Source organism: Scleromatobacter humisilvae, from assembly GCF_023231945.1.
GTDB classification, from domain to species: domain Bacteria; phylum Pseudomonadota; class Gammaproteobacteria; order Burkholderiales; family Burkholderiaceae_C; genus Scleromatobacter; species Scleromatobacter humisilvae.
The window spans coordinates 135,502-162,017 of the sequence record NZ_JAJLJH010000003.1 but is presented as its reverse complement, the minus strand read 5'-3'; the positions used below and the strand labels follow the sequence as shown (position 1 = coordinate 162,017).

General features: G+C 71.1%; 29 protein-coding genes. 12 read left to right on the top strand and 17 right to left on the bottom strand.

Going from position 1 to position 26,516, the window contains the following annotated elements:
• The first annotated feature begins 25 nt into the window (after positions 1 to 25).
• The gene (locus LPC04_RS13755; protein WP_275682815.1) at positions 26 to 1,264 is read left to right on the top strand and encodes an MFS transporter; all 1,239 of its coding nucleotides are present in this window, start codon (positions 26 to 28) and stop codon (positions 1,262 to 1,264) included.
• On the opposite strand, the gene LPC04_RS13750 is transcribed toward LPC04_RS13755, so the two are convergent.
• From LPC04_RS13750 to LPC04_RS13740, 3 genes are read right to left on the bottom strand one after another with little or no spacing between them, the layout of a single operon-like run.
• A complete protein-coding gene (locus tag LPC04_RS13750; RefSeq protein ID WP_275682814.1) occupies positions 1,261 to 1,761 on the bottom strand; it encodes a hypothetical protein in 501 nt (166 codons plus the stop codon). The genes LPC04_RS13755 and LPC04_RS13750 overlap by 4 nt on opposite strands.
• A gap of 5 nt (positions 1,762 to 1,766) precedes the next feature.
• A complete protein-coding gene (locus tag LPC04_RS13745) occupies positions 1,767 to 2,801 on the bottom strand; it encodes an SDR family oxidoreductase (protein WP_275682813.1) in 1,035 nt (344 codons plus the stop codon).
• A 54-nt stretch (positions 2,802 to 2,855) separates the two neighbouring features.
• Positions 2,856 to 3,518, bottom strand: a complete 663-nt coding sequence (locus LPC04_RS13740) for a CPBP family intramembrane glutamic endopeptidase (protein ID WP_275682812.1) — start codon at positions 3,516 to 3,518, stop codon at positions 2,856 to 2,858.
• Between the two features lie 208 nt (positions 3,519 to 3,726).
• Between LPC04_RS13740 and LPC04_RS13735 the strand changes: the two genes are divergently transcribed.
• The gene (locus tag LPC04_RS13735; protein ID WP_275682811.1) at positions 3,727 to 6,510 is read left to right on the top strand and encodes a polysaccharide deacetylase family protein; all 2,784 of its coding nucleotides are present in this window, start codon (positions 3,727 to 3,729) and stop codon (positions 6,508 to 6,510) included.
• Positions 6,511 to 6,555: 45 nt separating this feature from the next.
• Here LPC04_RS13735 and LPC04_RS13730 read toward each other — a convergent pair whose 3' ends face one another.
• From LPC04_RS13730 to phnF, 8 genes are all read right to left on the bottom strand, one after another.
• On the bottom strand, positions 6,556 to 7,047 hold the full coding sequence (locus tag LPC04_RS13730; protein WP_275682810.1) for an outer membrane beta-barrel protein: 492 nt from the start codon (positions 7,045 to 7,047) through the stop codon (positions 6,556 to 6,558).
• Between the two features lie 129 nt (positions 7,048 to 7,176).
• Positions 7,177 to 7,566 (bottom strand): cytochrome o ubiquinol oxidase subunit IV, encoded by a 390-nt coding sequence (locus tag LPC04_RS13725; protein ID WP_275682809.1) that lies wholly within the window; start codon positions 7,564 to 7,566, stop codon positions 7,177 to 7,179.
• Complete coding sequence (locus LPC04_RS13720) at positions 7,566 to 8,183, bottom strand: cytochrome c oxidase subunit 3 (protein WP_275682808.1); 618 nt, start codon at positions 8,181 to 8,183, stop codon at positions 7,566 to 7,568. The genes LPC04_RS13725 and LPC04_RS13720 overlap by 1 nt, the downstream gene beginning before the upstream one ends.
• Complete coding sequence (cyoB, locus tag LPC04_RS13715) at positions 8,180 to 10,135, bottom strand: cytochrome o ubiquinol oxidase subunit I (RefSeq protein WP_275682807.1); 1,956 nt, start codon at positions 10,133 to 10,135, stop codon at positions 8,180 to 8,182. Before cyoB ends, LPC04_RS13720 begins: the two co-directional genes overlap by 4 nt.
• Before the next feature lies 1 nt (position 10,136).
• Positions 10,137 to 10,952, bottom strand: a complete 816-nt coding sequence (cyoA, locus tag LPC04_RS13710; protein WP_275682806.1) for a ubiquinol oxidase subunit II — start codon at positions 10,950 to 10,952, stop codon at positions 10,137 to 10,139.
• A gap of 108 nt (positions 10,953 to 11,060) precedes the next feature.
• Positions 11,061 to 11,627 (bottom strand): phosphonate metabolism protein/1,5-bisphosphokinase (PRPP-forming) PhnN, encoded by a 567-nt coding sequence (locus LPC04_RS13705; RefSeq protein WP_275682805.1) that lies wholly within the window; start codon positions 11,625 to 11,627, stop codon positions 11,061 to 11,063.
• Positions 11,624 to 12,301, bottom strand: coding sequence for a DUF1045 domain-containing protein (locus LPC04_RS13700; protein ID WP_275682804.1), 678 nt, complete (start codon positions 12,299 to 12,301; stop codon positions 11,624 to 11,626). Before LPC04_RS13700 ends, LPC04_RS13705 begins: the two co-directional genes overlap by 4 nt.
• The gene (gene phnF, locus LPC04_RS13695) at positions 12,298 to 13,059 is read right to left on the bottom strand and encodes a phosphonate metabolism transcriptional regulator PhnF (RefSeq protein ID WP_275682803.1); all 762 of its coding nucleotides are present in this window, start codon (positions 13,057 to 13,059) and stop codon (positions 12,298 to 12,300) included. The genes LPC04_RS13700 and phnF overlap by 4 nt, the downstream gene beginning before the upstream one ends.
• Positions 13,060 to 13,140: 81 nt before the next feature.
• On the opposite strand from phnF, the gene phnG reads away from it, so the two are divergent.
• The 8 genes from phnG (at position 13,141) to LPC04_RS13655 (ending at position 19,383) form a co-directional block, all read left to right on the top strand.
• On the top strand, positions 13,141 to 13,611 hold the full coding sequence (phnG, locus tag LPC04_RS13690) for a phosphonate C-P lyase system protein PhnG (RefSeq protein WP_275682802.1): 471 nt from the start codon (positions 13,141 to 13,143) through the stop codon (positions 13,609 to 13,611).
• Positions 13,608 to 14,252: a phosphonate C-P lyase system protein PhnH gene (phnH, locus tag LPC04_RS13685; protein WP_275682801.1), complete on the top strand. Its 645-nt coding sequence runs from the start codon at positions 13,608 to 13,610 to the stop codon at positions 14,250 to 14,252. The genes phnG and phnH overlap by 4 nt, the downstream gene beginning before the upstream one ends.
• A 1-nt stretch (position 14,253) precedes the next feature.
• A complete protein-coding gene (locus LPC04_RS13680; RefSeq protein WP_275682800.1) occupies positions 14,254 to 15,354 on the top strand; it encodes a carbon-phosphorus lyase complex subunit in 1,101 nt (366 codons plus the stop codon).
• Positions 15,347 to 16,198, top strand: coding sequence for an alpha-D-ribose 1-methylphosphonate 5-phosphate C-P-lyase PhnJ (locus LPC04_RS13675; protein ID WP_275682799.1), 852 nt, complete (start codon positions 15,347 to 15,349; stop codon positions 16,196 to 16,198). Before LPC04_RS13680 ends, LPC04_RS13675 begins: the two co-directional genes overlap by 8 nt.
• Complete coding sequence (gene phnK / locus LPC04_RS13670; protein WP_275682798.1) at positions 16,191 to 16,985, top strand: phosphonate C-P lyase system protein PhnK; 795 nt, start codon at positions 16,191 to 16,193, stop codon at positions 16,983 to 16,985. Before LPC04_RS13675 ends, phnK begins: the two co-directional genes overlap by 8 nt.
• The gene (phnL, locus tag LPC04_RS13665) at positions 16,982 to 17,716 is read left to right on the top strand and encodes a phosphonate C-P lyase system protein PhnL (RefSeq protein WP_275682797.1); all 735 of its coding nucleotides are present in this window, start codon (positions 16,982 to 16,984) and stop codon (positions 17,714 to 17,716) included. Before phnK ends, phnL begins: the two co-directional genes overlap by 4 nt.
• Before the next feature lie 14 nt (positions 17,717 to 17,730).
• Positions 17,731 to 18,870, top strand: coding sequence for an alpha-D-ribose 1-methylphosphonate 5-triphosphate diphosphatase (locus LPC04_RS13660; protein ID WP_275682796.1), 1,140 nt, complete (start codon positions 17,731 to 17,733; stop codon positions 18,868 to 18,870).
• Positions 18,871 to 18,951: 81 nt separating this feature from the next.
• Entirely contained in the window at positions 18,952 to 19,383 is a 432-nt protein-coding gene (locus LPC04_RS13655) for a hypothetical protein (RefSeq protein WP_275682795.1), read from the top strand.
• Between the two features lie 12 nt (positions 19,384 to 19,395).
• On the opposite strand, the gene LPC04_RS13650 is transcribed toward LPC04_RS13655, so the two are convergent.
• The 6 genes from LPC04_RS13650 to phnC form a co-directional block, all read right to left on the bottom strand.
• On the bottom strand, positions 19,396 to 20,397 hold the full coding sequence (locus LPC04_RS13650; protein ID WP_275682794.1) for a GGDEF domain-containing response regulator: 1,002 nt from the start codon (positions 20,395 to 20,397) through the stop codon (positions 19,396 to 19,398).
• 147 nt (positions 20,398 to 20,544) lie between these two features.
• Positions 20,545 to 20,982, bottom strand: coding sequence for a RidA family protein (locus tag LPC04_RS13645; protein ID WP_275682793.1), 438 nt, complete (start codon positions 20,980 to 20,982; stop codon positions 20,545 to 20,547).
• A gap of 129 nt (positions 20,983 to 21,111) precedes the next feature.
• Complete coding sequence (locus LPC04_RS13640) at positions 21,112 to 21,690, bottom strand: HD domain-containing protein (RefSeq protein ID WP_275682792.1); 579 nt, start codon at positions 21,688 to 21,690, stop codon at positions 21,112 to 21,114.
• A 7-nt stretch (positions 21,691 to 21,697) separates the two neighbouring features.
• Complete coding sequence (gene phnE, locus LPC04_RS13635; RefSeq protein WP_275683198.1) at positions 21,698 to 22,426, bottom strand: phosphonate ABC transporter, permease protein PhnE; 729 nt, start codon at positions 22,424 to 22,426, stop codon at positions 21,698 to 21,700.
• Between the two features lie 86 nt (positions 22,427 to 22,512).
• On the bottom strand, positions 22,513 to 23,487 hold the full coding sequence (gene phnD / locus LPC04_RS13630) for a phosphonate ABC transporter substrate-binding protein (RefSeq protein ID WP_275682791.1): 975 nt from the start codon (positions 23,485 to 23,487) through the stop codon (positions 22,513 to 22,515).
• Positions 23,488 to 23,521: 34 nt separating this feature from the next.
• Positions 23,522 to 24,370, bottom strand: coding sequence for a phosphonate ABC transporter ATP-binding protein (phnC, locus tag LPC04_RS13625; RefSeq protein ID WP_275682790.1), 849 nt, complete (start codon positions 24,368 to 24,370; stop codon positions 23,522 to 23,524).
• Positions 24,371 to 24,568: 198 nt separating this feature from the next.
• Here phnC and LPC04_RS13620 point away from each other — a divergent pair, with 198 nt between their 5' ends.
• Positions 24,569 to 25,045, top strand: coding sequence for a hypothetical protein (locus LPC04_RS13620; protein ID WP_275682789.1), 477 nt, complete (start codon positions 24,569 to 24,571; stop codon positions 25,043 to 25,045).
• Between the two features lie 34 nt (positions 25,046 to 25,079).
• Positions 25,080 to 26,429, top strand: coding sequence for a chloride channel protein (locus LPC04_RS13615; protein ID WP_275682788.1), 1,350 nt, complete (start codon positions 25,080 to 25,082; stop codon positions 26,427 to 26,429).
• The last annotated feature ends 87 nt before the right edge of the window (positions 26,430 to 26,516 follow it).

Genomic DNA, 26,516 nt, shown 5'->3' with positions numbered 1-26,516 from the left:
AACCGTTTCCGCACGCTCGCCGCCCATGACCTCCGCCACGTCCGTCCTGCCCGACGCGGTGTCGACTCCCGACGCCGCCTCCGATCGCGAGCGCCACTTCTGGCCGGCGGTGTGGGCGCTGGGCGTCGGCAGCTTCGCGATCGGCACCGGCGAGTTCGTGATCATGGGGCTGCTGCCCGAGGTCGCGCAGGATCTTGGCGTGACGATCCCGCAGGCCGGCCACGTCATCACGGCCTACGCGATGGGCGTCGTGATCGGCGCGCCGGTGCTGGCCGTGCTCGCCGCCGAGTGGCCGCGTCGCGCGCTACTCATCGCGCTGATGGCGCTGTTCGCCGCCGGCAACTTCGCCAGCGCCTGCGCGCCGGGCTACGTCACGATGAACCTGCTGCGGCTGATGACCGGCCTGCCGCACGGCACCTACTTCGGCGTCGCCGCGTTGATGGCGGCGTCGCTGGCGCCGCCGAACCGGCGCGCCAGCGCGGTCGGCCTCGTGATGTCGGGCCTGACGCTGGCGACGCTGGCGGGCGTGCCGCTGGCCGCGTGGCTGGGCCAGCACCTGGGCTGGCGCGCGGCGTTCGTGCTGGTCGGCGCCATCGCGGCACTGGCCTGCGCGCTGATCCGCCGCGGCGTGCCGGACGTTCCCGCCGCGCACGGCGCGAGCCCGCTGCGCGAACTCGGCGCGCTGGCGCGGCCGCAGGTCTGGCTCACTCTCGGCATCTCGGCGATCGGCTTCGGCGGCCTGTTCGCCGTCTTCAGCTACGTCAAGCCGCTGCTGACCGAGGTCACCGGCTTGTCCGTCGACAGCGTGCCGCTGGTGCTCGCGCTGTTCGGCCTGGGCATGGTGCTCGGCAACCTCGCCGGCGCGCGGCTGGCCGACAAGGCGCTGATGCCCACCATCGGCTGGCTGCTCGCGTGGAGCGTGCTGGTGCTGGCCGCGATCCCGTTCACCGCGCCGTACACGATCGCGATCTGCGTCAACGTGTTCCTGCTGGGCACCATCGTCGCGATCGGGCCGGCGTTGCAGATCCGCCTGATGGACACCGCTGGCGACGCGCAGACGCTGGCCGCGGCCCTGAATCACTCGGCCTTCAACACGGCCAACGCGCTCGGCGCCTGGCTGGGCGGCGTGGCGATCGCGACCGGCCACGGCTGGACGTCCACCGGCTGGGTCGGCGTGCTGCTCGCCTTCGGCGGCATCGCGGTGTTCGGGGCCTCGCTGTGGATGCAGCGGCGCATGCGCGCGCGCGGCGAAGCCCACGCCTAGGCCGGCACCTTGCGTCCGTCGCGGCGATTGCGCGCGGGCCGCGCCACCTCGACCTCGAGCCACGTGCGGAACTTCGCGACGTCCGCGTCGGTCGACTTCGCGAGCACCTGCGCCAGCCCTTCCGTCGTCATGCGCCATTGCACCGGGTCGCCCAGCTCGCGGCATTCCAGCGGCGCCATGCGCTTGAGGACGGCGTCGGCCGGCAGCGCCGCGACCTTGCGCGCGTCGGCGGTGGCGACCCAGCAGCGGGCATCGGCGTCGATGTGGATGTCCATCGCGCGGCCGCGGAACTCGTAGTAGCGGCCGGCGACCTTGCGCAGCGCCAGGCGCTGCGCGAAGCGCGGGAAGCCGGTGACGATCTCGACGATCGACTTGCCGAGGATCGCCAGCACCGGCATCGCGTAGACCAGCCCGAACACGCCGAACCAGTGCCAGAACGCATACAGCACGGCCGCGCACACGGCGACGCCGAACGCGATGTTGATGGCCAGCTTCATCGTCGTCAGCGCTTGAGCAGCCCGAGCCGCGCGAGGCTCTCGGCAGTGGCCACGAGCGCGTCCTCGGCCGAACGCGGCGACCAGCCGAGGGTGCGGCGCGCCTTCTCGCTGGTGGCGTTCTTTCGCTTGCCCAGTTCGGGCACGATCTGGCCGGCCGACTTGTCGACCAGCGCCACGGTGCGCACGAGCCAGTCCGGCAGCTCGCGCGTGGGCACGCGCCGCGCTGCGTCGCCCAGGCGGTTCTTCAGCACCATCGCGATGTCGTGCATCGACAGGAAGTCGCCGGCCACCGCGAGGAAGCGCTCGCCGGCGGCCTCGGGCGCCGTCATGGCCTTCAGGTGCAGGTCGGCGACGTCGCGCACGTCGACTACGCCGAACGTGATGCGCGGCAGCGCGGGCACCGCGCCGTCCATCAGGCGCTTGACGATCTCGATCGACGTGCTGAAGTCCGCGCCCAGCACCGGGCCGAACACGCCGACCGGATTGACGACGGCCAGCTCCATCGCGCCGCCCTCGCGCGCCATGAAGTCCCACGCGGCGCGCTCGGCCAGCGTCTTGGACTTCGCGTAGGCCGTCAGGCCGGGGCCGTCGACGTGGGTCCAGTCGTGCTCGTTGAACGGACGCGGCATCTGCGGATGGCCGTAGCCGACCGCCGCGAACGACGAGGTCTGCACCACGCGCTTCACGCCCGCGTCGCGCGCCGCGCGCAGCACGCGCAGCGCGCCCTCGCGCGCGGGGACGATCAACTCGTCCTCGTGCCTGGGCACGTTGATCGGGAACGGCGAGGCCACGTGCTGCACGAAGTCGCAGCCAGCCGCGGCCGCGGCCCAGCCGGCGTCGGCGGTGAGGTCGGCGGCGAAGAAGGCCAGCCGGTCGCCCGCATCGGCGCCCGCGGCCTTCAGCGTGGCGCGCACCTCGGGCTCGCGCTTGAGCGACCGCACCGTTGTGCGCACGCGGTGGCCGGCCGCGAGCAGCTGCAGGATGCAGTGCGTGGCGATGAAGCCCGAGCCGCCGGTGACGAGGACGAGTTCGCCGCTCACGGCAGGCTCCGGGCGATGGCAGACGAGGTCATGGGTTGGCTCCTTGGGAACGGATCAGCGCAGGAAGGGAACGATGTCCCACATCATGTGGGCGAGCACCGCCGGCCACAAGCGTCCGGTGCGCGCATAGAACAGCCCGAAGACCAGGCCGACGCCGAACACGTAGCAGGCGCCGAGCGGGCCCTGGTACAGGTGATAGGACACGCGCACCAGCATCATCGTGCCCAGCGCGATCGACAGTCCGCGCTCCTTCAGCCCGCGCATCAGGAATCCGAGCAGGAAGACCTCCTCGAACGTGCCGTTGACGACGGCCATCAGCAGCACCATCGGTGCCCCGATGGTCGAGCGCCGCATCATGTCCGCGATCGGCTGCTCCGGCTGGCCCGCGCTGAAGGCGGCCATCGCGAGCATGCCCGCCATTCCGGCGGCCAGCGCGAGAACCAGCCCGAGGCCGCTGTCGACCCATGTCGGCCGTGGCCGCAGGCTCGCGACGTCGTAGCCGCGCGAGCGCAGCAGGGTGACGGCCACCAGCGCGAAGGCGATCTCGTAGATCACGATGCTCAGCGCACCGAGGTCGTCGAAGCCGCCCTGGCGCACCGGGAAGCCGGCCATGACGGCCTGCACCGACAGCAGGATGGGCCATCCGAAGCACAACGCGACGACGGCGAGCGCCTCGCCGGGCGTCGTGGCGGTGCGAAGCGACGCGGCCCGCGTCACCGCGCCACCTCGCCGGCCAGCGAGCGCGTGGGCGCGGCCTTGGAAAGCCCCGCGCAGGGCAGCATCGTCATGTTCGAATCCTCTGCGGGATGCAGGCCTCCCGCCCGCGATGCCCGGCAGCGTATCACCTGCGAAGCGTGAATTCCTGCGGGCTTTCACGACACCCGCTCACGTATCATCGGCCCCGATTCCACCCAGGTCGTCACCGATGCGCGTTCGTCTCCTCGCCACCCTGCCGGCCCTCGCGGTCGTCGCCTGCCTGTCGCTGCAAGGCTGCGGCAAGCAGGCCGCCCCGGCGCCCGCGCCCGGCGCCGCCGCCAGCGCGCCGCTGCCCGCGGCCAGCGAGGTGGTCGGCGAGCTGAAGGAGGTGCTCGCCGCGCACCGCCAGATCATCGTGCTGTTCGCCGACGAGAAGAGGCAGACCGAGGCGCAGCGCGCCGCGGCCGACGAGGTGGGCCAGGCGATCTTCCACGACAACCGCGCACACGTCGACAGGATCGAGTCGCAGTTCGACGCGATGACCGCCGGCCGCGAGGATCCGACCGCCACTCTCGCGCCCGTGCTGGACTACATCGAGAGCGACACCTCGCTGTTCGACGCCGACCGCCTCGCCTTCCGCGACCTGCTCGCGAGCCTGCAGGCCGACGTCGCGCGCAACCAGACCCTCGGCGCGATCCGGCTGCACAAGCGCATCGGCGACGACATGGATGCGCTCGACGAGATCCAGAAGAACTACGACGAGGAGATCCGCGCGATCTTCTCGCGCTTCGAGCAGCGTGCCATCGTGCAGAAGCGCGAGAAGTGGGATGACTACGTCGCGCACCTGGGCACGTTCTACACGCGCGACGCCATCCTGAAGGCGCACGGCTACGCGGCGCCTGCAGTCGCCGCGGCCAGCGCTGCGGCGTCCGCCGAGACGGTCGCCGCGGCGTCGGCCTCGAAGCCGCTCAAGCCCGGCAAGCCCGAGACCGGCCCCGAGATCTTCGGCACCGGCCTGCCGCCCAAGGTCGTCGCGCTGACCTTCGACGACGGCCCGCACCCGATCTACACCGCCGAGATCACCGCCATCCTCAAGCAGTACGGCGCGCCCGGCACATTCTTCGAGGTCGGCAACAACCTCGGCAAGGTCGACGCCGACGGCAAGACCCACTTGGGCAAGAACGCGGAGATCAGCCGCGAGCTGCTTGCCGAGGGCTACATCGTCGGCAACCACAGCATGACGCACGCGCAGCTGTCGAAGGTGACCGGCGACGCGCTCAAGACCGAGATCCTCGACAACGACAAGCTGCTCAAGGCGATCGACCCCGACCGACCGCCGCTGTTCCGCTTCCCGTACGGCGCGCGCAACGCCGAGGGCAAGCAGATCCTGGCCAGCGAACACCTGACCTCGGTGATGTGGAACGTCGACTCGATGGACTGGGCCGACCCGATCCCGAACTCGATCGCCGACCGCGTGATGCGCGAGATCGACAAGAACGGCCGCGGCATCGTGCTGTTTCATGACATCCACGAACGCACCGTCAAGGCGCTGCCGCTGGTGATGAGCCGGCTGGTCGCCGAGGGCTACCAGTTCGCGGGCTGGGACGGCAAGTCGTTCACCGTGCAGAAGCCGGGCGACAAGCGCGGCTTCGTCGACGTCGCGGCCGACGCCGCGGCGCCGGCGTCGGCCGCGGCCTCGATGGCGGCCGTCTCCGACACCACCACCGAAGGTGATTCGTGGGCCGTCGTGATCGGCATCGACGACTACGCGCACTGGCCGAAGCTGAGCCACGCGGCGCGCGACGCCGAATCGGTCAAGGGCCTGCTCGTCTCCAGGCTGGGCTTCAAGCCGGCGCACGTGATCTCGCTGCAGAACACGTCGGCCACGCGATCCAACATCCTCGCCGCGTTCAACGAGCAGCTGCCCAAGTCGGGGCTGAAGAAGACCGACAACCTGTTCGTGTTCTTCGCCGGCCACGGCGCGACGCAGCACCTGACCTCGGGCCGCGACCTCGGCTACATCATCCCGGCCGAGGCGGCGACCGACCACGTCGCCGACGACGCGATCCCGATGACGGAGCTGCAGAACATCTCGGAGGCGCTGGTCGCGCGCCACGTGATCTTCGTGATGGACGCCTGCTACAGCGGCCTCGGGCTGGTGCGCGGCGGCGGCAGCATCGGCGCCGGCAACTTCCTGCGCGACAACGCCCACCGCGTCGGCCGCCAGATGCTGACGGCCGGCGGCGCCGACCAGATGGTGGCCGACGGCGGCCCCGGCGGCCACTCGATCTTCACGTGGACGCTGCTGCAAGGCCTCTCGGGCAAGGCCGACATGAACGGCGACAACATCATCACCGGCACCGAGCTGGCGGCCTACATCGCGCCGGCGGTGGCCTCGGTCTCCGCGCAGACGCCGGCCTTCGGCAGCCTGCCCGGCTCCGAAGGCGGCGAGTTCGTCTTCACGCTGGCGGCCAACGAGGAGTCGCTCAGCGATGCGACGCCGCAGCTGGCCGCCGACGCCATCGCGCTGAACACGAAGCTGGAGAAGACGACGGCGGTCGTCGCGGCCAGCGCGGCCACCGACGGCGTGGTCGTCAAGGACCTGCAGGGCAAGGACCAGAAGATCGCCGCCGCGCCGGCCGCGCCGGTCAGCGACAGGCAGCAGGCGCACCAGCTCAACGACCGCGGCATGCAGTTCTTCAAGGAGAAGAACTACGCCGCCGCGCGCGACCTGTTCGCGCAGTCGCTGAAACTGCAGCCCGACTTCGCGCTCGCGGCCAACAACCTCGGCTTCGTCTACTGGAAGATGAACGACGACGCCAACGCCGTGAAGTTCTTCGAGGCCGCGCTGAAGATCGACCCGTCGCGCCCGGTGGCCTACGTCAACCTCGGCGACGCGCTGCTGCGCGAGGGCAAGGCCGACGACGCGAAGAAGGCCTTCGAGACCTACCTGCAGCTGGCGCCCGCCGGCGGCCTGGCGCAGCACGCGAAGGACGCGATCGCGGCGCATTGAGCGCGCCCGCGTCCCCGCGCGTCACGCGCGCGGGGACGGGCATGCTCAGAAGTGGAACTCGCTGCGCAGGCCCGTGTTGAGAGTGTGCGACTGCGTGAACGAAGACACCTCGAGCCCCAGCGACCAGCGGCGGCCGAGGCGGTACATCAGGTCGCCGCTCACCAGCGCGCCGGTGCGGTCGCGGCCGTAGCCGTGGATGGTGAGGCCGCGCTCCTCGTGCACGGTGGCGACGCCCAGGCCGCCGTCGAGCGTCCAATGCTCGGACAGCGGCAGCGCGGCGCGCACGCGGGCGCCCCAGGCGCTGTCGAACTCGTAGGGCTGGGTCGGGTCGGTGCCCTCGCGGACGAAGTCCAGGTTGCCGGCGATCAGCGCCTCGACCGACCAGGTGGGGTCGAACGCGTAGCCGAAGCTGAGCTGGAAGATCGGATCGGTGCGGCCGTTGTCGTGCACGGCGCCCAGTTGCACGCCGAATCGCCAATGCGTGGGCGCGACGTCGGTGGATTGCGCCTGGGCGGCGAAGGCGGTGCCGGCCAGCAAGGCGGCGGCGAGGATTCGGATGTTGTTGATGATCGGCTCCCTGAAAGAGGGGGCGATTGTGTCCGCGCCTCGTCGCCGTTGCGTGAACGGATGAGCTGGGAGATACCCTGCCCCGCACCCGCGCCCGGATCAGCGCTGCATCTTCATGAGGCCGTCCAGGCCCGTCATGCCGGCGTCGAGGTTGGCCATGATGATCAGCGAGCCGAACACCACCAGCGCGACCACGAAGACGCCGAAGGCGAGCGCGAGGATGGTGTTGGTGCCCTCGGGCCCGCTGGACACGTGCAGGAAGAAGACGAGGTGCACGCCCATCTGGCCGATCGCCAGCGCCGCCAGCAGCACCGGCACGCCCGGGCCCCACACCAGCGGCGTGCCGGCGGCCCAGAACGAGGCCAGCGTCAGCACGATGGACGCGGCCAGGCCCATCAGCGCCTTGACGAGCCCGCTCCTCCAGCCGGGCGATTCGCCGGGCGTCTCGCTGTCGTCGGACTGCCGATTGCGGAGGTCGCGTTCGTCCATCAGTGCGCTCCCAGGTAGACGATGGTGAAGACGCCGATCCAGACGATGTCAAGCGCGTGCCAGAACAGGCTGAAGCAGGCGAGGCGGTCGATCACCATGGGCCGCCAGCCGAGCGTGAAGACCTGCGCCACCATCGAGACGAGCCAGCACAGGCCGATGGACACGTGCAGCCCGTGCATGCCCACCAGCGCGAAGAACGCCGACAGGAAGGCGCTGCGCGACGGGCCGGCGCCGTGGGCGATCATGCCGGCGAACTCGGTCAGCTCGAGCCCCAGGAAGGCGGCGCCGAGCGCGAAGGTCAGCACGGCGCCGAGCAGCATCAGCCCCGCGCGCCGCACCTCGACGGCCAGCGACATCATCGCGCAGGCGAAGCTCGAGAGCAGCAGGCAGCCGGTCTCGATCAGCACGCTGTCGCGATGGAACAGCTGCACGCCGCTCGGGCCGCCGTCCGTGCGCCCGGACAGCACCGCATACGCCGCGAACAGCGCCGAGAAGACGATGATGTCGCTGAGCAGGAACAGCCAGAAGCCGTAGCCGACGATCACGCGGCGCGACGACGGGCCGCGCTCCGGGAGCGGGATCTCGACTTCGGCGACGGTCGTCGTCGACGCGATCATGGGCGCACTCCCCCGATCTCGGCGAGCGTGACCTCGAACTCGTGCTCGGTCTGCCAGGCGCGCGCCAGTCCCGCCGCGATCACGCCGCCCAGGCCGACGAGCGCCAGCCACCAGATGTGCCACACCAGCGCGAAGCCGCCGACGAAGGCGAAGAAGGCGACGACGACGCCCAATGCGCTCGACTTCGGCATCTCGATCGGCTTGCCGCCCTCGCCCTGCGCGGTCACCAGCGTGCCGCCGTTGCAGCGCTTGGCCTCCCAGAACGCGTCGAGGCCGTCGACCTGCGGCAGCGCCGCGAAGTTCCAGGCCGGCGGCGGCGAGCGCGTCGCCCATTCCAGCGTGCGGCCGTCCCACGGATCGCCGCTCGCGTCGCGCAGGCGCTCGCGCGCGCGCACGCTCACGACCAGCTGCGCGATGGTCAGCACGATGCCCGCGAGGATCACCAGCGCGCCGATGAAGGCGACGATCATCAGCGGCTGCCACGAGGTGTCGGGATAGTGCTGCATGCGCCGCGTCGCGCCCGCCAAGCCCAGCACGTAGAGCGGCAGGAAGGCGAGCCAGAAGCCGACGAACCAGCACCAGAAGACGGCCTTGCCGAGGCCGTCGTGCAACCGGAAGCCGAAGGCCTTCGGGAACCAGTAGTTGTAGCCGGCAAACGCGCCGAAGACGACGCCGCCGATCACGACATTGTGGAAGTGCGCGACCAGGAACAGGCTGTTGTGCAGCTGGAAGTCGGCCGGCGGGATCGCCATCAGCACACCCGTCGCGCCGCCGATCACGAAGGTCACGATGAAGCCGATGGCCCACAGCAGCGGCGTCTCGAAGCGCAGCGTACCGCCGTACATCGTGAAGATCCAGTTGAAGATCTTCACGCCGGTGGGCACCGCGATGATCATCGTCGCGACGCCGAAGAAGCCGTTGACGTCGGCGCCCGCGCCCATCGTGAAGAAGTGGTGCAGCCAGACCATGAACGACAGCACGCAGATCGCCATCGTCGCGATCGCCATCGAGCGGTAGCCGAACAGCGGCTTGCCCGAGAACGTGGCGATCACCTCCGAGAACACGCCGAACGCCGGCAGGATCAGGATGTAGACCTCCGGGTGGCCCCAGGCCCACACGAGGTTGATGTACATCATCGCGTTGCCGCCGCCGTCGTTGGTGAAGAAATGGAAGCCGAGGTAGCGATCGAGCAGCAGCATGCCCAGCGTCGCGGTGAGGATGGGGAAGGCCGCGATGATCAGCAGGTTGGACGCCAGCGCCGTCCACGTGAAGATGGGCATGCGGCCGTAGCCCATGCCGGGCGTGCGCATCTTCAGGATGGTCGTCGTCAGGTTGATGCCCGACAGCAGCGTGCCCACGCCGGCGATCTGCAGCGACCACAGGTAATAGTCGACGCCCACGCCCGGCGAGTACGCGAGCTCGGACAGCGGCGGATACGCGAGCCAGCCCGTGCGCGCGAACTCGCCGAGCACCAGCGACACGTTGACCAGCAGCACGCCCGCGGCCGTCAGCCAGAAGCTGACGGAGTTCAGCACCGGGAAGGCGACGTCGCGCGCGCCGATCTGCAGCGGCACCGCGAAGTTCATCAGGCCGACCATGAAGGTCATCGCCACGAAGAAGATCATGATGGTGCCGTGGGCCGAGAAGATCTGGTCGTAGTGCTCCGGCGGCAGGTAGCCCTGGGCGTGTCCGGCGGCGAGCGCGAGCTGGCCGCGCATCATGATCGCGTCGGCGAAGCCGCGCACGAGCATCACGAGCGCGAGCAGCACGTACATCACGCCGATGCGCTTGTGGTCGACGCTGGTGATCCAGTCGCGCCACAGCACCGGCCACCAGCCCTTGGCGGTGACCAGCAGCAGCACGCCGGCAAGCACGAGCATCACGACGATGCCCGTGACGAGCGGGATCGGGTCGTGCAGCGGGATCGCGTCCCAGGTCAGCTTGCCCCACATGTCACTGCATCGCCAGGGTGGCGACCGGCGACTTCGTCGTGCCGGCCAGGATCGCGTCGAACAGGTTGGGCGCGACGTGGCCGAAGGTGGCGGCCGACGCGGCGACGCCTGGCTTCGCGAGCGCCGCGACGCTCGTCGCGTCGAGCGAGGCCGCGCCCGCGCGTGCGTCCGCGAGCCACTGCGCGAACTGCGCCGGCGTGGTGGCGACGACGTCGAAGCGCATGTCCGAGAAGCCGTCGCCGCTGAACTGCGCCGACAGCCCCGCATACGCGCCGGGGTTGTCGGCCTGCAGGTGCAGCGTGGTCGTCATGCCGGCCATCGTGTAGATCTGCGAGCCGAGCTGCGGCACGAAGAAGCTGTTCATCACGCTGGCCGACGTGAGCTGCAGCCGCAGCGGCGTGCCGGCGGGGACGACGAGGCGGTTGACGCTCGCCACGCCCAGCCTCGGGTAGATGAACAGCCACTTCCAGTCCAGCGAGACGACCTGCACTTCCAGCGGCGGCGCCTTGGACGCGACAGGGCGCGCAGGGTCGAGGTCGTGCGAGCCGATCCAGGCGATGCCGCCGAGGAACAGCACGACCAGCGCGGGGATCGCCCACACCGTGACCTCGATCGGCCCGGAATACGCCCACGCCGGATCGCGCCGCGCCCACTTGTTGCCGGCGCGGAACCACCACGCGAACGCCAGCGTCAGAACGATCACCGGCACGATCACGGCCAGCATGATCACCGTGGCGTTCAGCAGGATCGTGCGTTCGGCGGCGGCGATCGGCCCGTGCGGATCGAGCACGCCTTGCTGCCAGGCAGGGGTTTGCAACGCTGATGTCCTCGCGCGGTTGTCGACCGCGCGAAGGGGCAACCGGCGAGCCCGACCATTCGCGGGCGCGGCTTCAGCGATGCGCAAGCTCGCGCGCAGGACTTGCCGTCAGAGCGCTCGGATCGCAGCCCACCATTGCAGCAGCGCGTCGACGCCGTGCCGCAGGTCGCCGTCGTTGACCAGCACGAGATCCGCGCCGACGGGCGCCTGGATCGCGCGCACGAGCCGGCTCTCGCGGCCGGCCGCGTCCTCGCGCGCCCGCGCGTCCAGCCGCTGCGCGAGCACGCCGGCGGGCGCGGTCACCTCGACGACGCGCAGGCCCGGCGCCTGCGCGCGCAGGGTTGGCAGGTGCGCGCGCGAGCCGTTCAGCACGACCCAGCCGCCGCGCGCGAGCGGCTCGAGCTGCGACGCGCGAACGCCGTAGTCGAGGCCGTGCGCGTTCCACCAGGTCGCGAGCAGTCCGGCCGAGCGCATGCCGGCGAAGTCGCCGGGACTGACCGCCTCGTGGGCCTCGGTCGCATCGGGCGCCCGCGTGATGACGCGCTGCGCGAAATGCGGCGCGCCGTCCGCCGTGCGCCAGCCGCGCAGCAGGCTGTCCTTGCCGGCGCCCGACGGGCCGACCACGACGACCAGCCGGCGCGCGCCGTCGATCGCCGGCCGCGGCTCGTCGCTCATCGCGCGAACTCGAAGCGGCGCAGCAGCTGGAAGTCGGCGCCGGGCGCGTCCTCGACGAACAGCGCCACGCCCTCGCAGCGCAGCGGTTCGGCCAGCGCGTCGGCGAAGTGGCGCGCCGCGTCGGCGAGCAGTTCGGCGCGCAAGGCATCGTCGGCGAGGCTGTCGGTCAGGGTCATGTGGAAACGCCAGTGCTCGAACACGTGCGGATAGCCCCAGCGATCGACGTTCCCGCGCTGCCGTTCGTCCAGCCCGGCGGCGAGGCGCCGCGCGATCTCGGCCGGCGCAGGCGGCCGGCGGAAGTCGTCGAACAGGCGCACGCAGTCGTCGGCGAGCGTACGCAGCGGTTCGCTCGCGGCCGTTGCGTCGCGCTCCGCCGGACGCAGCGCCAGGAAGTGGCCGAGCGCGGCGACCGCCAGGCGAGGCATCGCGAACGGAGCGCGCTCGTCGACGAAGTGCGACAGCGCGGCCAGCAGCTGCGGGCGCGTCGTGCCGTCGCGCAGCGCGAACGGCGCCTTCAGCGTCGCATGGAAGCCGTAGCGGCACGGGTCGTCCCGATGCGGGCCCCTTGCGCCGTGCGCGCCCGATCCGGGATCGCGGCCGAGCCAGTCGCAGCCCGCGATCCAGAGCGGATGCGTCGCCGCCGGCGCGAAATACAGCGCGTATCGCGTCGTCATGTTGCGTCGGGCTCGACCACCAGCTGCACCGCGTCGGCCGCGAACAGCGTCGTCGCGGCCTCCACCGGCACGCCGTCGCGGTCGACGTTGACGTACTGCACGACCAGCACCGGCTGCGTCAGCGGACGCGCCAGTGCATCGGCCTCGGACTGCGTGGGCAGCCGCGTCGAGACGACGCTGCGGGCCCGCGTGTAGTCGACCACGCCCAGCTCGGCGAGCGACTTCGTGATGCTGCCGTGGCGCTCGACCAGCGCGGCGATGTTGGCGAAGCGCGGCATCGGGAACGCGCCCGTCGAGAGGCTCACCGGGCGACCGCGCACGGCGGCGCGCATCTCGAGCACGACGACCTTGCTGCGCGCCGCCACGCGCAGCGGCGTCGCCCATTCGCCGGCCGGCGCCACGTCGTGCGACAGCAGCTCGCGTCCGGCCGTCTCGCCCAGGCGCGCCAGGTTCTCGCTGAGCCGCGTGCGGCGCTGCAGCGCGTAGTCGAGCACCAGCTCGCGCACGAAGGTGCCGGCGCCCTGGCGCACGTTCAGGTGACCCTCCCGCACCAGCGCCTGCACCGCCTGGCGCAGCGTGTGGCGATGGACCGCGAAGCGCTCGGCCAGCACCTTCTCGTTGGGCAGTCGTTCGCCCGGCGCGACGCGGCCGGCGAGGATGTCCGCGCGCAGCTGCGCGGCGATCGCCTGCCAGCGCGCACCGCCCGGCTCGGCCGGGTCGGCGGCCGAAGGCGTGCGGGAGTTGTCGTCTTTGAGCATGATCGTCACCGGGAGGTCAAGAAACTGTCATCGGGCGCTGTCTATACTGCCCCCATCTTAGGTCGTCTAGATGACTTCGCCATGACAATGATCGATCAGGACATCGCCGCGCGCCAGCGCTGGCTCGCCGTGCTGGCGCACGCGCCGCGCGAGCTGCTCGAGCGCCACGCCGCCGCCCTGCCCGACGACGGCTTCGCCCGCCTGCGCGCGCCCGAGATCGGCCTGACGATGGTACGCGCCCGCATCGGCAACCGGGGTGACCGCTTCAACGTCGGCGACGCGACGGTGACGCGCTGCGTCGTGCGCCACCGCGGCCTCGACGGCCGCCTGGCCGCGGGTGTCGGCATCGTGCTGGGCCGCGACGAGGCGCGCGCCGAATGGGTCGCCCGCATCGACGCGCTGCTGCAGCAGCCCGAGCACCACGAGGCCCTGATGCGCGACGTGATCGCGCCACTGGCCGATGAAACCGCGAAGCGCCGCGCCGCGGCCGCCGCGTTGACCGCGAGCTCGCGCGTCTCGTTCGAAACGCTGGCCTCGGAGATCTCGGCATGAGCGCGGCCCTCGCCAACATGGGCGCCGGCTTCGCCGACCCGGTGCACGGCGCGCAGCAGACCTTTCGCGTGCTGCTGCGCGCGATGTCCGAGCCCGGCCGCCTGCATGCGCTGCACGATGCCGCGACCGACGGCCTCGCGCCCGACGATGCCGGGATGGGTCCGCCGACGGGCATCGCGATGGCCGCCACGTTGCTGACGCTGCTCGACGCCGACACGCCCGTCCATCTCGCCGGTGCGCTGGGCAACGACGATGCGCGCGCCTGGCTGCGCTTCCACACCGGCGCGCGCGCCGTGGCCACCGCGGCGGGCATGACCATCGCCCTGGCGCGCGATGTCGACGCAGCGTCGTGGAACGCGCTCGACCTCGGCAGCGACGAGGCGCCGCAAACGGGCGCGACACTGATCGTCGAGGTCGACGCACTGTCCGACCAGCCGATCGCCGGCGCCCTCGCATTGACGTTGCGCGGCGCGGGCATCGAGACCTCGCGCAATCTCGCGGTGGCCGGATTGTCCGCGGCGTTCTGGCAGTGGCGCATCGCGCTGCAGGCCGATCTGCCGCGCGGCGTCGACCTGGTCCTCGTGTGCGGCACGCAGCTCGCCGCGATCCCGCGCAGCACGCGCATCGAACGGGAGGCCTGACGTGTACATCGCAGTCAAGGGCGGCGAACGCGCCATCGAGGCCTCGCGCCAGCTGCTCGCGGCCGCGCGCCGCGGCGACACCGGCGTCCCGGCGCTGGAGGTCGCGCAGATCGAGCAGCAGCTGGGCATGCTGGTCGGCCGCGTGATGGCCGAGGCGTCGCTGTTCGACCCGCATCTCGCGGCGCTGGCGCTGCGCCAGGCCTGCGGCGACGCGATCGAGGCCGCGTTCCTGTTGCGCGCGTATCGCACGACGCTGCCGCGCTTCGCCTACAGCGAGCCGGTCGACACCGACCGCATGCGCGTCGACCGCCGCATTTCGGCGATCTTCAAGGACCTGCCGGGCGGCCAGTTGCTGGGCCCGACCTTCGACTACACGCAGCGGCTGCTGGAGTTCGGCGCGCTGGCCGCCGGCGCGCCGGTCGCCGACGCGAGCGCGACGCCCGAGGACGTCCCCAACGCGCTGGCGCAGCTCGCGCGCGAGGGCCTCGTCGAGCCCTGCCTGCCGTCGGCGGGCGATCCCGAGCCGCCGGACATCACGCGCGACCCGCCGGCCTATCCGCTGCCGCGCAGCGGCTGGCTGCAGATGCTGGCGCGCGCCGACGAAGGCTGGGTGCTGGGCATGGGCTACTCGACGCAGCGCGGCTACGCCCACACCCATCCGTTCGCGGGCGACCTGCGCTCGGGCAAGGTGGCCGTCGAACTGATCCCCGACGAGCTCGACTTCCCGATCGAGATCGGCGAGATCGAGCTGACGGAGTGCCAGATGATCAACCAGTTCGTCGGCAGCGCCGAGGTCGCGCCCGTCTTCACGCGCGGCCACGGCCTCGTGTTCGGGCGCGGCGAGCGCAAGGCGATCGCGATGTCGCTGGTCGACCGCGCGCTGCGCGGCGCCGAGTTCGGCGAGGACACGTCCAGCCCCGCGCAGCAGCAGGAGTTCGCGCTGCCGCAGGGCGACAGCGTCGAGGCCTCGGGCTTCGTGCAGCACCTGAAGCTGCCGCACTACGTGACGTTCGAGTCGGAGCTGCAGTTGATCCGCAAGCTGCGCGATGACGTGCATGCGCGGGCCGCGGGTGCGGCGCGCGAGGAGACTTCGAATGACTGAGATCGCGGAAGGCTACAACTTCGCTTATCTCGACGAGCGCACGAAGAAGATGATCCGCCGCGCCTTGCTCAAGGCCGTCGCGATCCCCGGCCACCAGGTGCCGTTCGGCTCGCGCGAGATGCCGCTCGCCTACGGCTGGGGCACCGGCGGCATCCAGGTGACGGCCGCGGTGATCGGCCGCGACGACGTGCTCAAGGTGATCGACCAGGGCAGCGACGACACCACCAACGCCGTCAACATCCGCCAGTTCTTCGCGCGCACGACGGGCGTGCGCACGACCACGCGCACGCGCGAGGCGACGCTGATCCAGACGCGCCACCGCATCCCCGAGACGCCGCTCGCCGCCGGCCAGGTGATCGTCTACCAGGTGCCGCAGCCCGAGCCGCTGTACAAGCTCGAGCCGCGGCGCTCGGAGACGGCCAAGCTGCACGCGTCCGAGGAATACGGGCTGATGAACGTCAAGCTGTACGAGGATCTCGCGCAATGGGGCCGCGTCGAGACGAGCTACGACTACCCGGTGAAGGTGGACGGCCGCTACGTGATGGCGCCCTCGCCCATCCCCGCGTTCGACAACCCGAAGATGCACCGCATGCCCGCGCTGCAGCTGTTCGGCGCGGGGCGCGAGAAGCGGCTCTACGCGATCCCGCCGTACACCGACGTGCAGAGCCTGGACTTCGAGGACCACCCGTTCCGCATCGAGCCGCACGGCCACGCCTGCGAGCGCTGCGGCGACACCGCCAGCTTCCTCGACGAGATCGCCGACGCCGAGGGCCGCGTGCACTGGACCTGCTCGGACACCGACTGGTGCGCCGACCGCGTCGACCAGGGACATCGCCATGACTGAGACCACTCAACCCTTGCTGCGCGTGCGCGGCCTCTCGCATCGCTTCCCTTCCGCGCGCGACGAGCGCTATGCCGTGCAGGACGCCGACCTCGACCTGTTCCCGGGCGAGGTCGTGGCGATCGTCGGCGAGTCGGGCTCGGGCAAGTCGACGCTGCTGAACTGCATCGCCGGCCGCATCGCCCCGACGCGCGGCGCGGTGCACTACCGCGACGCCGACGAGCGCTGGCTCGACGTGCACGCCCTCACCGAACGCCAGCAGCGCGTGCTGGCGCGCACCGAGTGGGGCTTCGTCGAGCAGAACGCGAGCGACGGGCTGCGGCTGGACGTCAGCGCCGGCGCCAACATCGGCGAGCGCCTGATGGGCCAGGGCGAGCGCCACTACGGCCGGCTGCGCGCGAGCGCCGAGCGCTGGATGGCGCGCGTGGAGCTGGACACCAGCCGCATCGACGACTCGCCGCGCGCGTTCTCCGGCGGCATGCGCCAGCGCCTGCAGATCGCGCGCAACCTCGTCACGCGGCCGCGCCTGGTGCTGCTGGACGAGCCGACCTCCGGCCTCGACGTCTCGGTGCAGGCGAGGCTGCTGGACCTGATGCGCCAGCTCACGACGCGCATGAACCTGTGCGCGCTGATCGTCACGCACGATCTCGGCGTCGCGCGCCTGCTCGCGCAGCGCACGCTGGTGATGCGCCACGGCCGCGTCGTCGAGCAGGGGCTCACCGACCGCGTGCTCGACGACCCGCAACATCCCTACACGCAACTGCTGGTCTCCTCGGTGGTGATGCCATGAACCTGGATACCTCACCCCGTTTGTCCGTGCGCGGCCTCGCCAAGCACTTCACGCTGCACCTGCGCGGCGGCGCGCGCCTCCAGGTGCTCGAGGACACGTCGCTGGACATCGGCGCCGGCGAATGCGTCGCGCTGGTCGGGGCCTCGGGCCGCGGCAAGTCGACGCTGATGAAGTGCCTGTTCGGCAGCTACGGCGCCGACGCCGGCGCGCTGCGCTTCGAGTCATCCGCGGGGCCGGTCGACCTCGCCACGGCCAGCCCGCAACGCATGATCGAGCTGCGCCGCCGCGACATCGCCTACGTCAGCCAGTTCCTGCGCGCCGTGCCGCGCGTGCCGGCGCTCGACGTCGTCGCGCAGCGCCTGGTCGATGCGGAACCGGTGCCTGCCGCGGACGACCTCGACGACGCCGGCCACGAGGAGCGCCTGGAAGCCGCCCGCGACGCCGCGCGCGCACTGCTCGCGCGCCTCAACCTGCCGCCGGCCTTGTGGGACCTGCCGCCCGCCACCTTTTCGGGCGGCGAGCAGCAACGTGTCAACATCGCGCGTGGCTTCGTCCAGGCGTCGCGCCTGCTGCTGCTGGACGAGCCGACCGCCTCGCTGGACGCCGCCAACCGCCGCGTGGTCGTCGAGCTGATCCACGAGGCCAAGGCGCGCGGCGCGGCGGTCGTGGGCATCTTCCATGACGAGGAGGTGCGCGACGCGGTCGCGGACCGCTGCGTCGAACTCGGCTGAACAACGGGAACTCCATGAACGACATCGTCCTCAGCAACGCCCGCCTGGTGCTGGCCAACGAGATCGTCGTCGGCCACGTGCTGGTGCGCGAGGGCCGCATCGCCGCGGTCGGCAGCGGCGGCACGAGCGTGCCCGGCGCGCAGGATCTCGAGGGCGACTTCCTGCTGCCGGGGCTCGTTGAGGTGCACACCGACAACCTCGAGCGCCACGTGATGCCGCGGCCGCGGGTGACGTTCCCGATGCAGGCCGCGGTGCAGGCGCACGACGGGGAGATCGCCGCGGCCGGCATCACCACGGTGCTGGACGCGATCGGCGTCGGCGATCCGTACGACGAGGGCTTCCGCTCGCGCGACCAGAGCGAACTGCTGCGCGTGCTCGACAAGCTGGAAGCCGCCGGCTCGCTGCGCGCCGACCACCACATCCACGTGCGCGCCGAGCTGCCGGCGCCGAACACGCTGGAACTGTTCGAGCCGTTCCAGCGGCATCGCCGGCTGCGCCTGATCTCGCTGATGGACCATACGCCCGGCCAGCGCCAATGGACGGACATCGAGCATGCGCGCGTCTACTACACCGGCAAGAAAGGCTGGAGCAACGACAAGTTCGCCGCGGAGATGCGCATCGCGCCGGAGCGCCAGGCGAAATACGTGGCGCCGCATCGCCAGTGGTTCGCCGACTTCGCGCGCACGCACGGCGTGGCGCTGGCCACGCACGACGACACCACCGTCGAGCACGTCGACCAGGCGATCGCGATCGGCGCGGTGATGAGCGAGTTCCCGACCAGCCTCGCGGCCGCGCGTCACGCGCGCGCGGGCGGGCTCGCGACGATCGCCGGCGCGCCCAACGTCGTGCGCGGCGGTTCGCACTCGGGCAACGTCTCGGCGCTGGAGCTCGCGCGCGAAGGCGTGCTGGATGCGCTGTCGTCCGACTACGTGCCGGCCAGCCTGCTGCTCGCCGCCTGGATCCTCCAGCGCGACGCGGGCTTCTCGCTGAGCGAGGCCATCGGCGTCGTCAGCCACGCCCCGGCGCGTGCCTGCGGCTTCGACGACCGCGGCGAGATCGCCAACGGCCTGCGCGCCGACCTGGTGCGCGTGCGCGAGGTCGACGGCCACCCCGTGGTGCGCGAGGTGTGGTCGCTGGGGCGGCGCGTCGCCTGAACGGCCGGGCATCCCGATTGCCCGCTGTCGACATCGCCGGCCGGCTCCTGAGCCTGGCCGGTAATGGCTACCGGGTGCACGATGGCTCCGACCTATTCCTGGATTTGTCAGCGTTGCCACGCCGCCAATGCGGCCGGCGCCGACGTCTGCGTCGCCTGCATGTTCCCGGCGGTGATCGGCGCGCGGCGCCTCGGCGACGGCAATCCGATGACGGCGCTCGTGTCGCCCGCCGCGCCCGACGAGGCGCACTGGATCTGGCAGGAGTCCTCGCTGCTGCTGCCCGAGATGCTGCTCGCGGGGCTGATCGCGCTCGCGAGCCCGCTGTGGTTCGTCTTCCTGCTGCGGCACGGCCACTACGGCGCCGCCACCGCGCTCGCCATCGGCATCGCGCCGGCCATCGCGATGGCGCGCACCGCGTTCAAGGAGAAGATGGCCGGCGGCCTGTACCTGGCGTCGTGGGTGATCTTCGTGACCGCGGTCATCACGGGCCTGATCTCGGCGTTCCCCCACTGAGAACGCGCCGCGTCACTCGATCTCGCGCGCCCGCTGCTCCACCGAATCCAGCTGCATCTCGAAGCTGAAGAAGCGGTTGCGCCCCTTCTCCTTGGCCACGTAGAGCGCCTGGTCGGCGCGCGTCAGCATGCCGTCGGCGCTGGTCGAATCGTCGGGCACGCAGGTGGTGATGCCGCCCGACAACGTGACGTGCGGCGCCGTCGGCGAGGCCGGATGCGGCAGCGCCGTCGTCTCGAACACGCGGCGTACCGCGCGCGCCAGCGTCATCGCGCCGGACTTGGGCGTCGACGGCAGGATCAGCGCGAATTCCTCGCCGCCATAACGCGCCGCGTGCGCGCCCGGCCGGTGGCACATCGTGCGAACGAGTCCGGCCACCGACTTCAGGCACGCGTCGCCCACCGGATGCCCGAGCGCGTCGTTGTAGGCCTTGAAGTGGTCGAGATCGCACAGCATCAGCGTGAGCGCCGACTGCTCTTCGCGCGCAATGCGGATCGCCTCGCCCAGCCGGCGGTCGAAGCCGCGCCGGTTCAGCAGGCCGGTGAGCTCGTCGTGCTCGCTCAGGTGCTGCAGGTGGTCGTTGGCGGCGGCCAGCTGCGTGGACAGGTCGAGCAGCCGCGCCTGCATCGTCAGCAGCCGCTGCATCGCGCGCAGCTTGGCGCTGAGCACGACGGCGGAGATCGGCTTGAACAGGTAGTCGTCGCCGCCGGACTCGATGCCGTTCTCGAGGTCGCCGTCCGTCGCGCGCGCCGACACGAAGATGATCGGCGTCCACCTGCCCGATTCGCGCTCGCGCAGACGGCGCGCGAGCCAGAAGCCGTCGTGCACCGGCATGTTGACGTCCAGCAGCGCGACATCGGGCTGGTGCTTGTCGAACAGCTGCAACGCCCACTCGGCGTCGTGCGCCTCGATCACGCGATGGCCGTGCGCATCGAGGATCGCGGCGATCTGCACGCGCGCGGCGTTGTCGTCGTCGACGACGAGCACGGTCAGCGGTTGGCGGATGTTGAAGGACATGGGGAGTTCGCGCGTCGCGGCTTCGGCCCGACCATTCTGCGACGGATTCCACCCGCGCCGGAAAGCGGGATCCCGCGACCAGGGACATCGCGTCCGCGTTCCGGATCCAGGCCCCCGGCCAAGGCGGGCGCGAGGCGAACGTTTTGACTACCGAGCCGCGATGCAGTCCAACTCGACTTTCGCGCCGAACGCCAGGCCGTTCGCTCCGAAGGCGCTGCGAGCCGGATATGGCGGCGTGAACGCGGACTTGTAGACCTCGTTGAACGCGGCCCATTCACTCATGTCGGCCAGCATCACCGTGCACTTGACCACGTCGCGAAGCGCGTAGCCGTTCGCTTCCAGGATGCTCTTGATGTTCTGGATGCTCTGTTTCGCTTCCGCAGCCATTCCGCCGCTGACCAGCGTCGTCGTGCCGGGCGTGGTACCGATCTGGCCCGTCACGTAGACCTGTCCACCGACCCTCACCGCCGGCGAGAACGGCAGCCCCTTCGCCATCAAGCCAGGCGGATTGAGAAATTCGACTGTTTCGGCCTGGGCGCCGACGCTGAGCACGGACGCAACGACGAGCAGCACGTACTTGTTCATGGCGAACCTCTTCCTCGGTATGTGGATGGGCAGCCTGCGAGTATGAACTTGCCGGATGGCTCGCATGGAGTGCAAACCCGATCTCGACGACCGGCACGGCTCGAAAGCCGCCGCGGGCGACCTCGCCCGCTAGCGCCCCGCCAACGGCCTCGCCGGCAACCTGAGCTCGTCCGCCAGCGCCAGGTAGTAGCCCAGCCCCGGCGTCTCCCGATCCGGCTCCTTCGCCAGGTCATCCCACCGCCGCAGCCGCACCGCGTCCTGCGCGAACGGCAGCGCCTCGAAGCGCGCGATCTCCGCGCCGCGGAACGGGCCGCCCTGTTGGGCGAGCGAGTGCACCGAGGCCGGCGACAGGCCGCGCAGGTAGGTCGGCTCGATGGCCGTCAGGTAGCGCTTGGCGGCCACGTGCAGGCGGATCGGCTCGATCACCGCGGGCGGGAAGTCGCGCACCAGCACGGCGACGCCGCGCAGTTCGTGGACGTCGTCGATGTCGTCCTTGTCGCCGATGTCGTCGATCGCCACGAAGTGGCCGACGTCGTGCAGCAGCGCGGCGACGACCAGCGGCGCGTCGGCGCGGGCGTCCTCGGCGAGCTGCGCGCATTGCAGCGCGTGGTTGAGCGCGCTGACCGACTCGCGCCGGTTTCCTTCGTAGGAGGTGGCGCCGTGCAGCGCGAACAGGTGCGAGAGGCGTTCGAGGATGTCGGAGGGCATGTGCAGTTCAGAGGAGGCGCTTGCGCACCTGGGCCGAGGCCATGTCGATCAGCGTGACGGACACCACGAGCAGGATCAGCACGAAGGCCGTCTGGCCGTATTCGAAGCCGCGCACGACGTCCCACAGCACCATGCCGATGCCGCCGGCGCCCACCATGCCCACGACCGAGGCCGAGCGCACGTTGGACTCGAAACGGTACAGGGTATAGGACACCCACAGCGGCACGACCTGCGGGATCACGCCGTACAGGATCACGGCCAGCGGATGCGCGCCGGTCGCGCGGATGCCGTCGACCGGGCGCGGGTCGATGGCCTCCACGGCTTCCGAGAACAGCTTGGCGAGCACGCCGGTCGTGTGCACCCACAGCGCAAGCACGCCGGAGAACGGTCCCAGCCCGACGGCCGACACGAACAGCAGCGCGAACACCATCTCGTTGATCGCGCGGAAGGCGTCGAGCACGCGGCGCACCGGCTGGTGCACCCACCATGGCGTCAGGTTGGCCGACGCGAGCAGCGCCAGCGGCACCGAGCAGATCACCGCGAGGGCCGTGCCCCACAACGCGATCTCCACCGTCACCAGCAGCTCCGACAGGTCGTTGCGCCAGTCGCTGAACTGCGGCGGGAAGAACCCGTGCACGTATTGCGCGATGTTGGCGCTGGACTGGATCAGCTCGAGCGGGCGCATGTCCGCGCCCTTCCAGCTGGCCGCCAGCATCGCCAGCAGCGCGCCCCACATCAGCAGGCTCTGCAACGAGGCCTTCGGCGGCGGTGGAACCGCGGTGGCAGACGGTGCGCTCACGTTCGCGGCGTCGAAACGCGGGGTCACTTCGCGCTGGCGACCTGGCGGCCCAGGTCGGCGAGCTTCGCGTCGATGTCGGCCAGCTTCCTGGCCTTGTCGGCCTCGCTCAGCGTGGTGTCGGCCTCGACGGCCGCGCGCGCGCGGGCGAGCTCGATCTGGCGCACCGGGATCAGCTGCGCGTCGCTCGACGCGCGGAAGCCGCTGTACTCGATGTTGGCGAGGATGGCCTTCTCGCGCGCGTCCTTGCCGTACGACAGCATGAAGTCGCGGATCGCCTTCTTGGTGCCCGGATCGAGATCCTTGCGCCAGACGATCGGGTCGCTCGCGATCAGCGGCGAGCGCCAGATCTCGCGCACCTGCCTCGCCTGCTCCGGATGCGTCTGCTCGAAGCGCTGCATGTTCTCGGTGTTGTTGGTGGCGACGTCGACCTGCTTGTTGACGATGGCCAGCAGGTTGGTCTCGTGGCTCGCGCGCACGGTGCGCTTGAAGTCCTTGAGCGGGTCGACGTGCGCCGGGCCGAACGCGTAGAACGACGGCACCGCGGTGCCGCTGGTGGAGTTCGGGTCGCCGAAGCCCAGCGTCAGGCCGGCGTGGTTCTTCCACACGTCGTCCAGCGTCTTGTTCTGGCTGTCCTTGTTGACGATGATCAGGCCGTAGTAGCCCTCGCTGCCGTCCTTGGCGACGATCTTGGCGAAGATCTCGCCGTTGGAGCGATCCACCGCCTCCATCGCCGACTTGTTGCCCATCCACGCGACCTGCACCTTGTTGAAGCGCATCGCCTCGATGACGCCGGCGTAGTCGGTCGCGAAGAAGGCGTTGATCTTCAGGCCCGTTGCCTTCTGCATGTCCTCGAGCACCGGCTGCCAGGCGCTCTTGAGGTTGGACGACGACTCGGTGGAGATGAAGCCGAAGTTGACCTCCCTTGTCTGCGCCTGCGCGCCGGAGAACCACAGGGCGGACGTGGCGGCCAGGACGGCCAGGGCGTTGCGACGGATCATGCGGATGCTCCTCGAGTTGTTCAGGAAAAAGGGATCAGGCGACGCGCAGGGCGACGTCGGCGAAGGCGGACTCCGGCGCGGTCGATGGCTCGGTCGTCGCCCGCGTGGGCAGCAGCTCGTCGATCTGCGCGCCGTACAGCTCGCGCAGGCGCGCGGGCGTCAGGGCGCGCGTGGGGCCGTCGAAGACGACGCGGCCCTCGTGCAGCGCGATCGTGCGCGGGCAGAACGCGAAGGCGAAGTCGACCTGGTGCAGCGAGACCAGCACCGTCACGCCGAGGTCGCGGTTGACGTCGGCCAGCGACTGCATCACCTTGCGGCTGGCCTCGGGGTCGAGCGAGGCGATGGGCTCGTCGGCCAGGATGATCTCGGCGCCCTGCACCAGCGCGCGCGAGATCGCGGCACGCTGCTGCTGGCCGCCCGACAGCGTCGACGCCCGCTGCCACGCCAGCCGCGCGATGCCCACGCGCGTCATCGCCTCGTGCGCCCGCGCCATCTCGGCCGCGGGAAAGCGCCGCAGCAGGCCGCGCCACAGCGGCAGCCGGTGCAGCGCGCCGGCCAGCACGTTGACCACCACCGGCAACCGCTCGACGAGGTTGAACTGCTGGAAGACGACGGCGACGCGCGAGCGCGTGGCGCGGATGTCGCGCGCGATGCGGCCGCCCTGCTGCACGGAACGCCCGAGCACCTGGATACCCGACTCCGTACCCGCATCGGCCTGGTGCAGCCCGTTCAGGTGCCGCAGCAGCGTCGACTTGCCCGAGCCCGACGCGCCCAGCAGCGCCACCATCTCGCCGCGGCGCACGCGCAGCGACACGTCGCGCAACGCAGGCGCGGTGCCGAAGGTCTTGTGCAGTCCGCGCACGTCGATGGCGATGTCGTCCATGGAGTCTCCAAGCGCGCAGGGCCGCGCGCCGGAGGCAATCATCTAGACGAGGTGTGACCGATCCGTGAACGGGGCGTGACACCGCGATTTCACGGGCCTGAACGACGCGCGCCTTTTACATTGACATACGCAACGACGCGGAACCGCCGCTGCCTGGGGCACTCCATCGTTGCAGAGAACAAGGCGGAGCAAGCAGTGATGAACAACGACATCGACACGGCCCTGGAGGCCGAGGTCACGCGTCGCGCGACGGCGCTCGGCATCGAGACGCGGCAGCCCGGCGAGCATTCGCGCGCCGCGCGACTCGCCTCGCGCCTGTATGCCGGCGCCGGCGCGGTGCAGCGTTCCCGCATCGTGGTGATGCTCGCGAAGCCGCTGGGGCCGCTCGCGCTGGTCGCGGTCGCGTCGGGTGCGTTCGCGGGCCTGCTGGACCGCGTCAACGCGCTCGGCGCCACGCTGCCGATCGACGGGCTGGCCGACTTCTCGCGCGAGCAGGTGTTCGAGCTGGCGCGCTTCGTCGAGCAGGTGAGCCCCGATGCGCTGCAGCAGGTGGCCGGCGCCATCGCCGAGAATCCGTTCGGCGTGTCGGCCTTCGGCGCCGCCGCGGCCGTGCTGCTGGCCACGGCCGTGCAGGTGCCCGACAACGCGGTCGAGCCGCAACAGCCGGCCGTCTGACGAGCTGGCCGGCGGACTGCCCCGACAATGGGGCATGTCCGCCGTCGACGACGACACGCCCTCCCCCCTCGCGCCGCCCGCGCGCGTGCGGCGTCACGTCGCGCTGCTGTCCTCGACCGCGGCGACGCTGCGGCTGTGGCTGTGGGCGGCGGCCGCCGGCGCCATCGCGGCCGGCTCCACGCTCGCGTTCCGCTGGCTGACGGTGCAGATCGAGTGGGTGTTCACGCGGCAGGACAGCGGGCTGGTGGAGGCCGCGCGCGCCATCGCCGCGTGGCAGCGGCCCATCGTCTGCGCGATCGGCGGCCTGCTGGCAGGCCTCGTCCTGCAATACGGCGCGCGCTGGGTGGCGCGCGGCAAGCAGGGCGACCACTACCTCGACTATATCGATGCCGCCCGGCAAGGCCGGGTCGACCTCAACGACCGCGCAAACCTGATGCGCACCGTGTCGGCCGCGCTGTCGATCGGCACCGGCGCGTCGATCGGCCGCGAGGGCCCGATGGTGCAGCTCGCGGCCTGGGGCTCGGCCTGGCTCGCACGCATCGCGCCGATCCGCCCCGAGCAGCGCTCGGCCATCATGGTGTGCGGCATCGCGGCGGGCATCGCGGCCGCGTATCACGCGCCAGTGGCGGGCGTCGTCTTCGTGCTGGAGCTCGCGCTCGGCTTCTTCGCGCGGCACACGGTCGCACCGGTGCTGATCGCGTCGGGCACGGCCAGCGCGCTGGTGTACGTGATGGTCGACCCGAAGCCCCTGTACGCGACCACGCCGATGGCCATGGTGCCTTCGAGCATCGTGTTCACGCTGATCGCCAGCATCGCGTTCGGCGGCTTCGGCTGGGGCTTCCTCAAGCTGGTGGAGCGCAGCCGCCTGCTGTTCTGCCGCATCGCGTCGCCCGCGCTGCGGCTGGGCCTGGGCGGGCTGCTGGTGGGCGGGCTGTCGGCGTTCACGCCGGAGGTCTGGGGCAACGGCTACAGCGTCGTCTCGCGCGCGCTGGCGGGCACCGATCCGTGGCAATGGCTCGCGCTGGTGCTCGTCACCAAGGTCATCGCGACGTCTTGGAGCTCGGGCAGCGGCGCGATCGGCGGCATGTTCACGCCGTCGCTGTTCGTCGGCGCCGCGGCGGGGGGCGTGATGGCGCAGGTCGCCGCGCTCTGGTTGCCCACCGCCTGGGTCGGCGATCCGCGTTCGCTGGTCGTCATCGGCATGGCGGCCGTGCTCACGGCCGCGACGCACGCCCCCCTGATGGCCATCACGATGGTGCTGGAGATGACCAACGAATTCCAGCTGACGGTGCCGGTGATGCTGGCCTGCGCGGTCTCGTACGCGATCAGCACGCAGTTCGGCGCCAGGCCGCTGTACGGCAACCCGATCGAGGCGGTGCGCTGAGAGGTCGCGATCCGCACGTGCACGTGGGCGGACGACGCGGCCCGGCAGACGCCGCGTTGCCAGATGGCCCCGCGGCATGACGCGCCG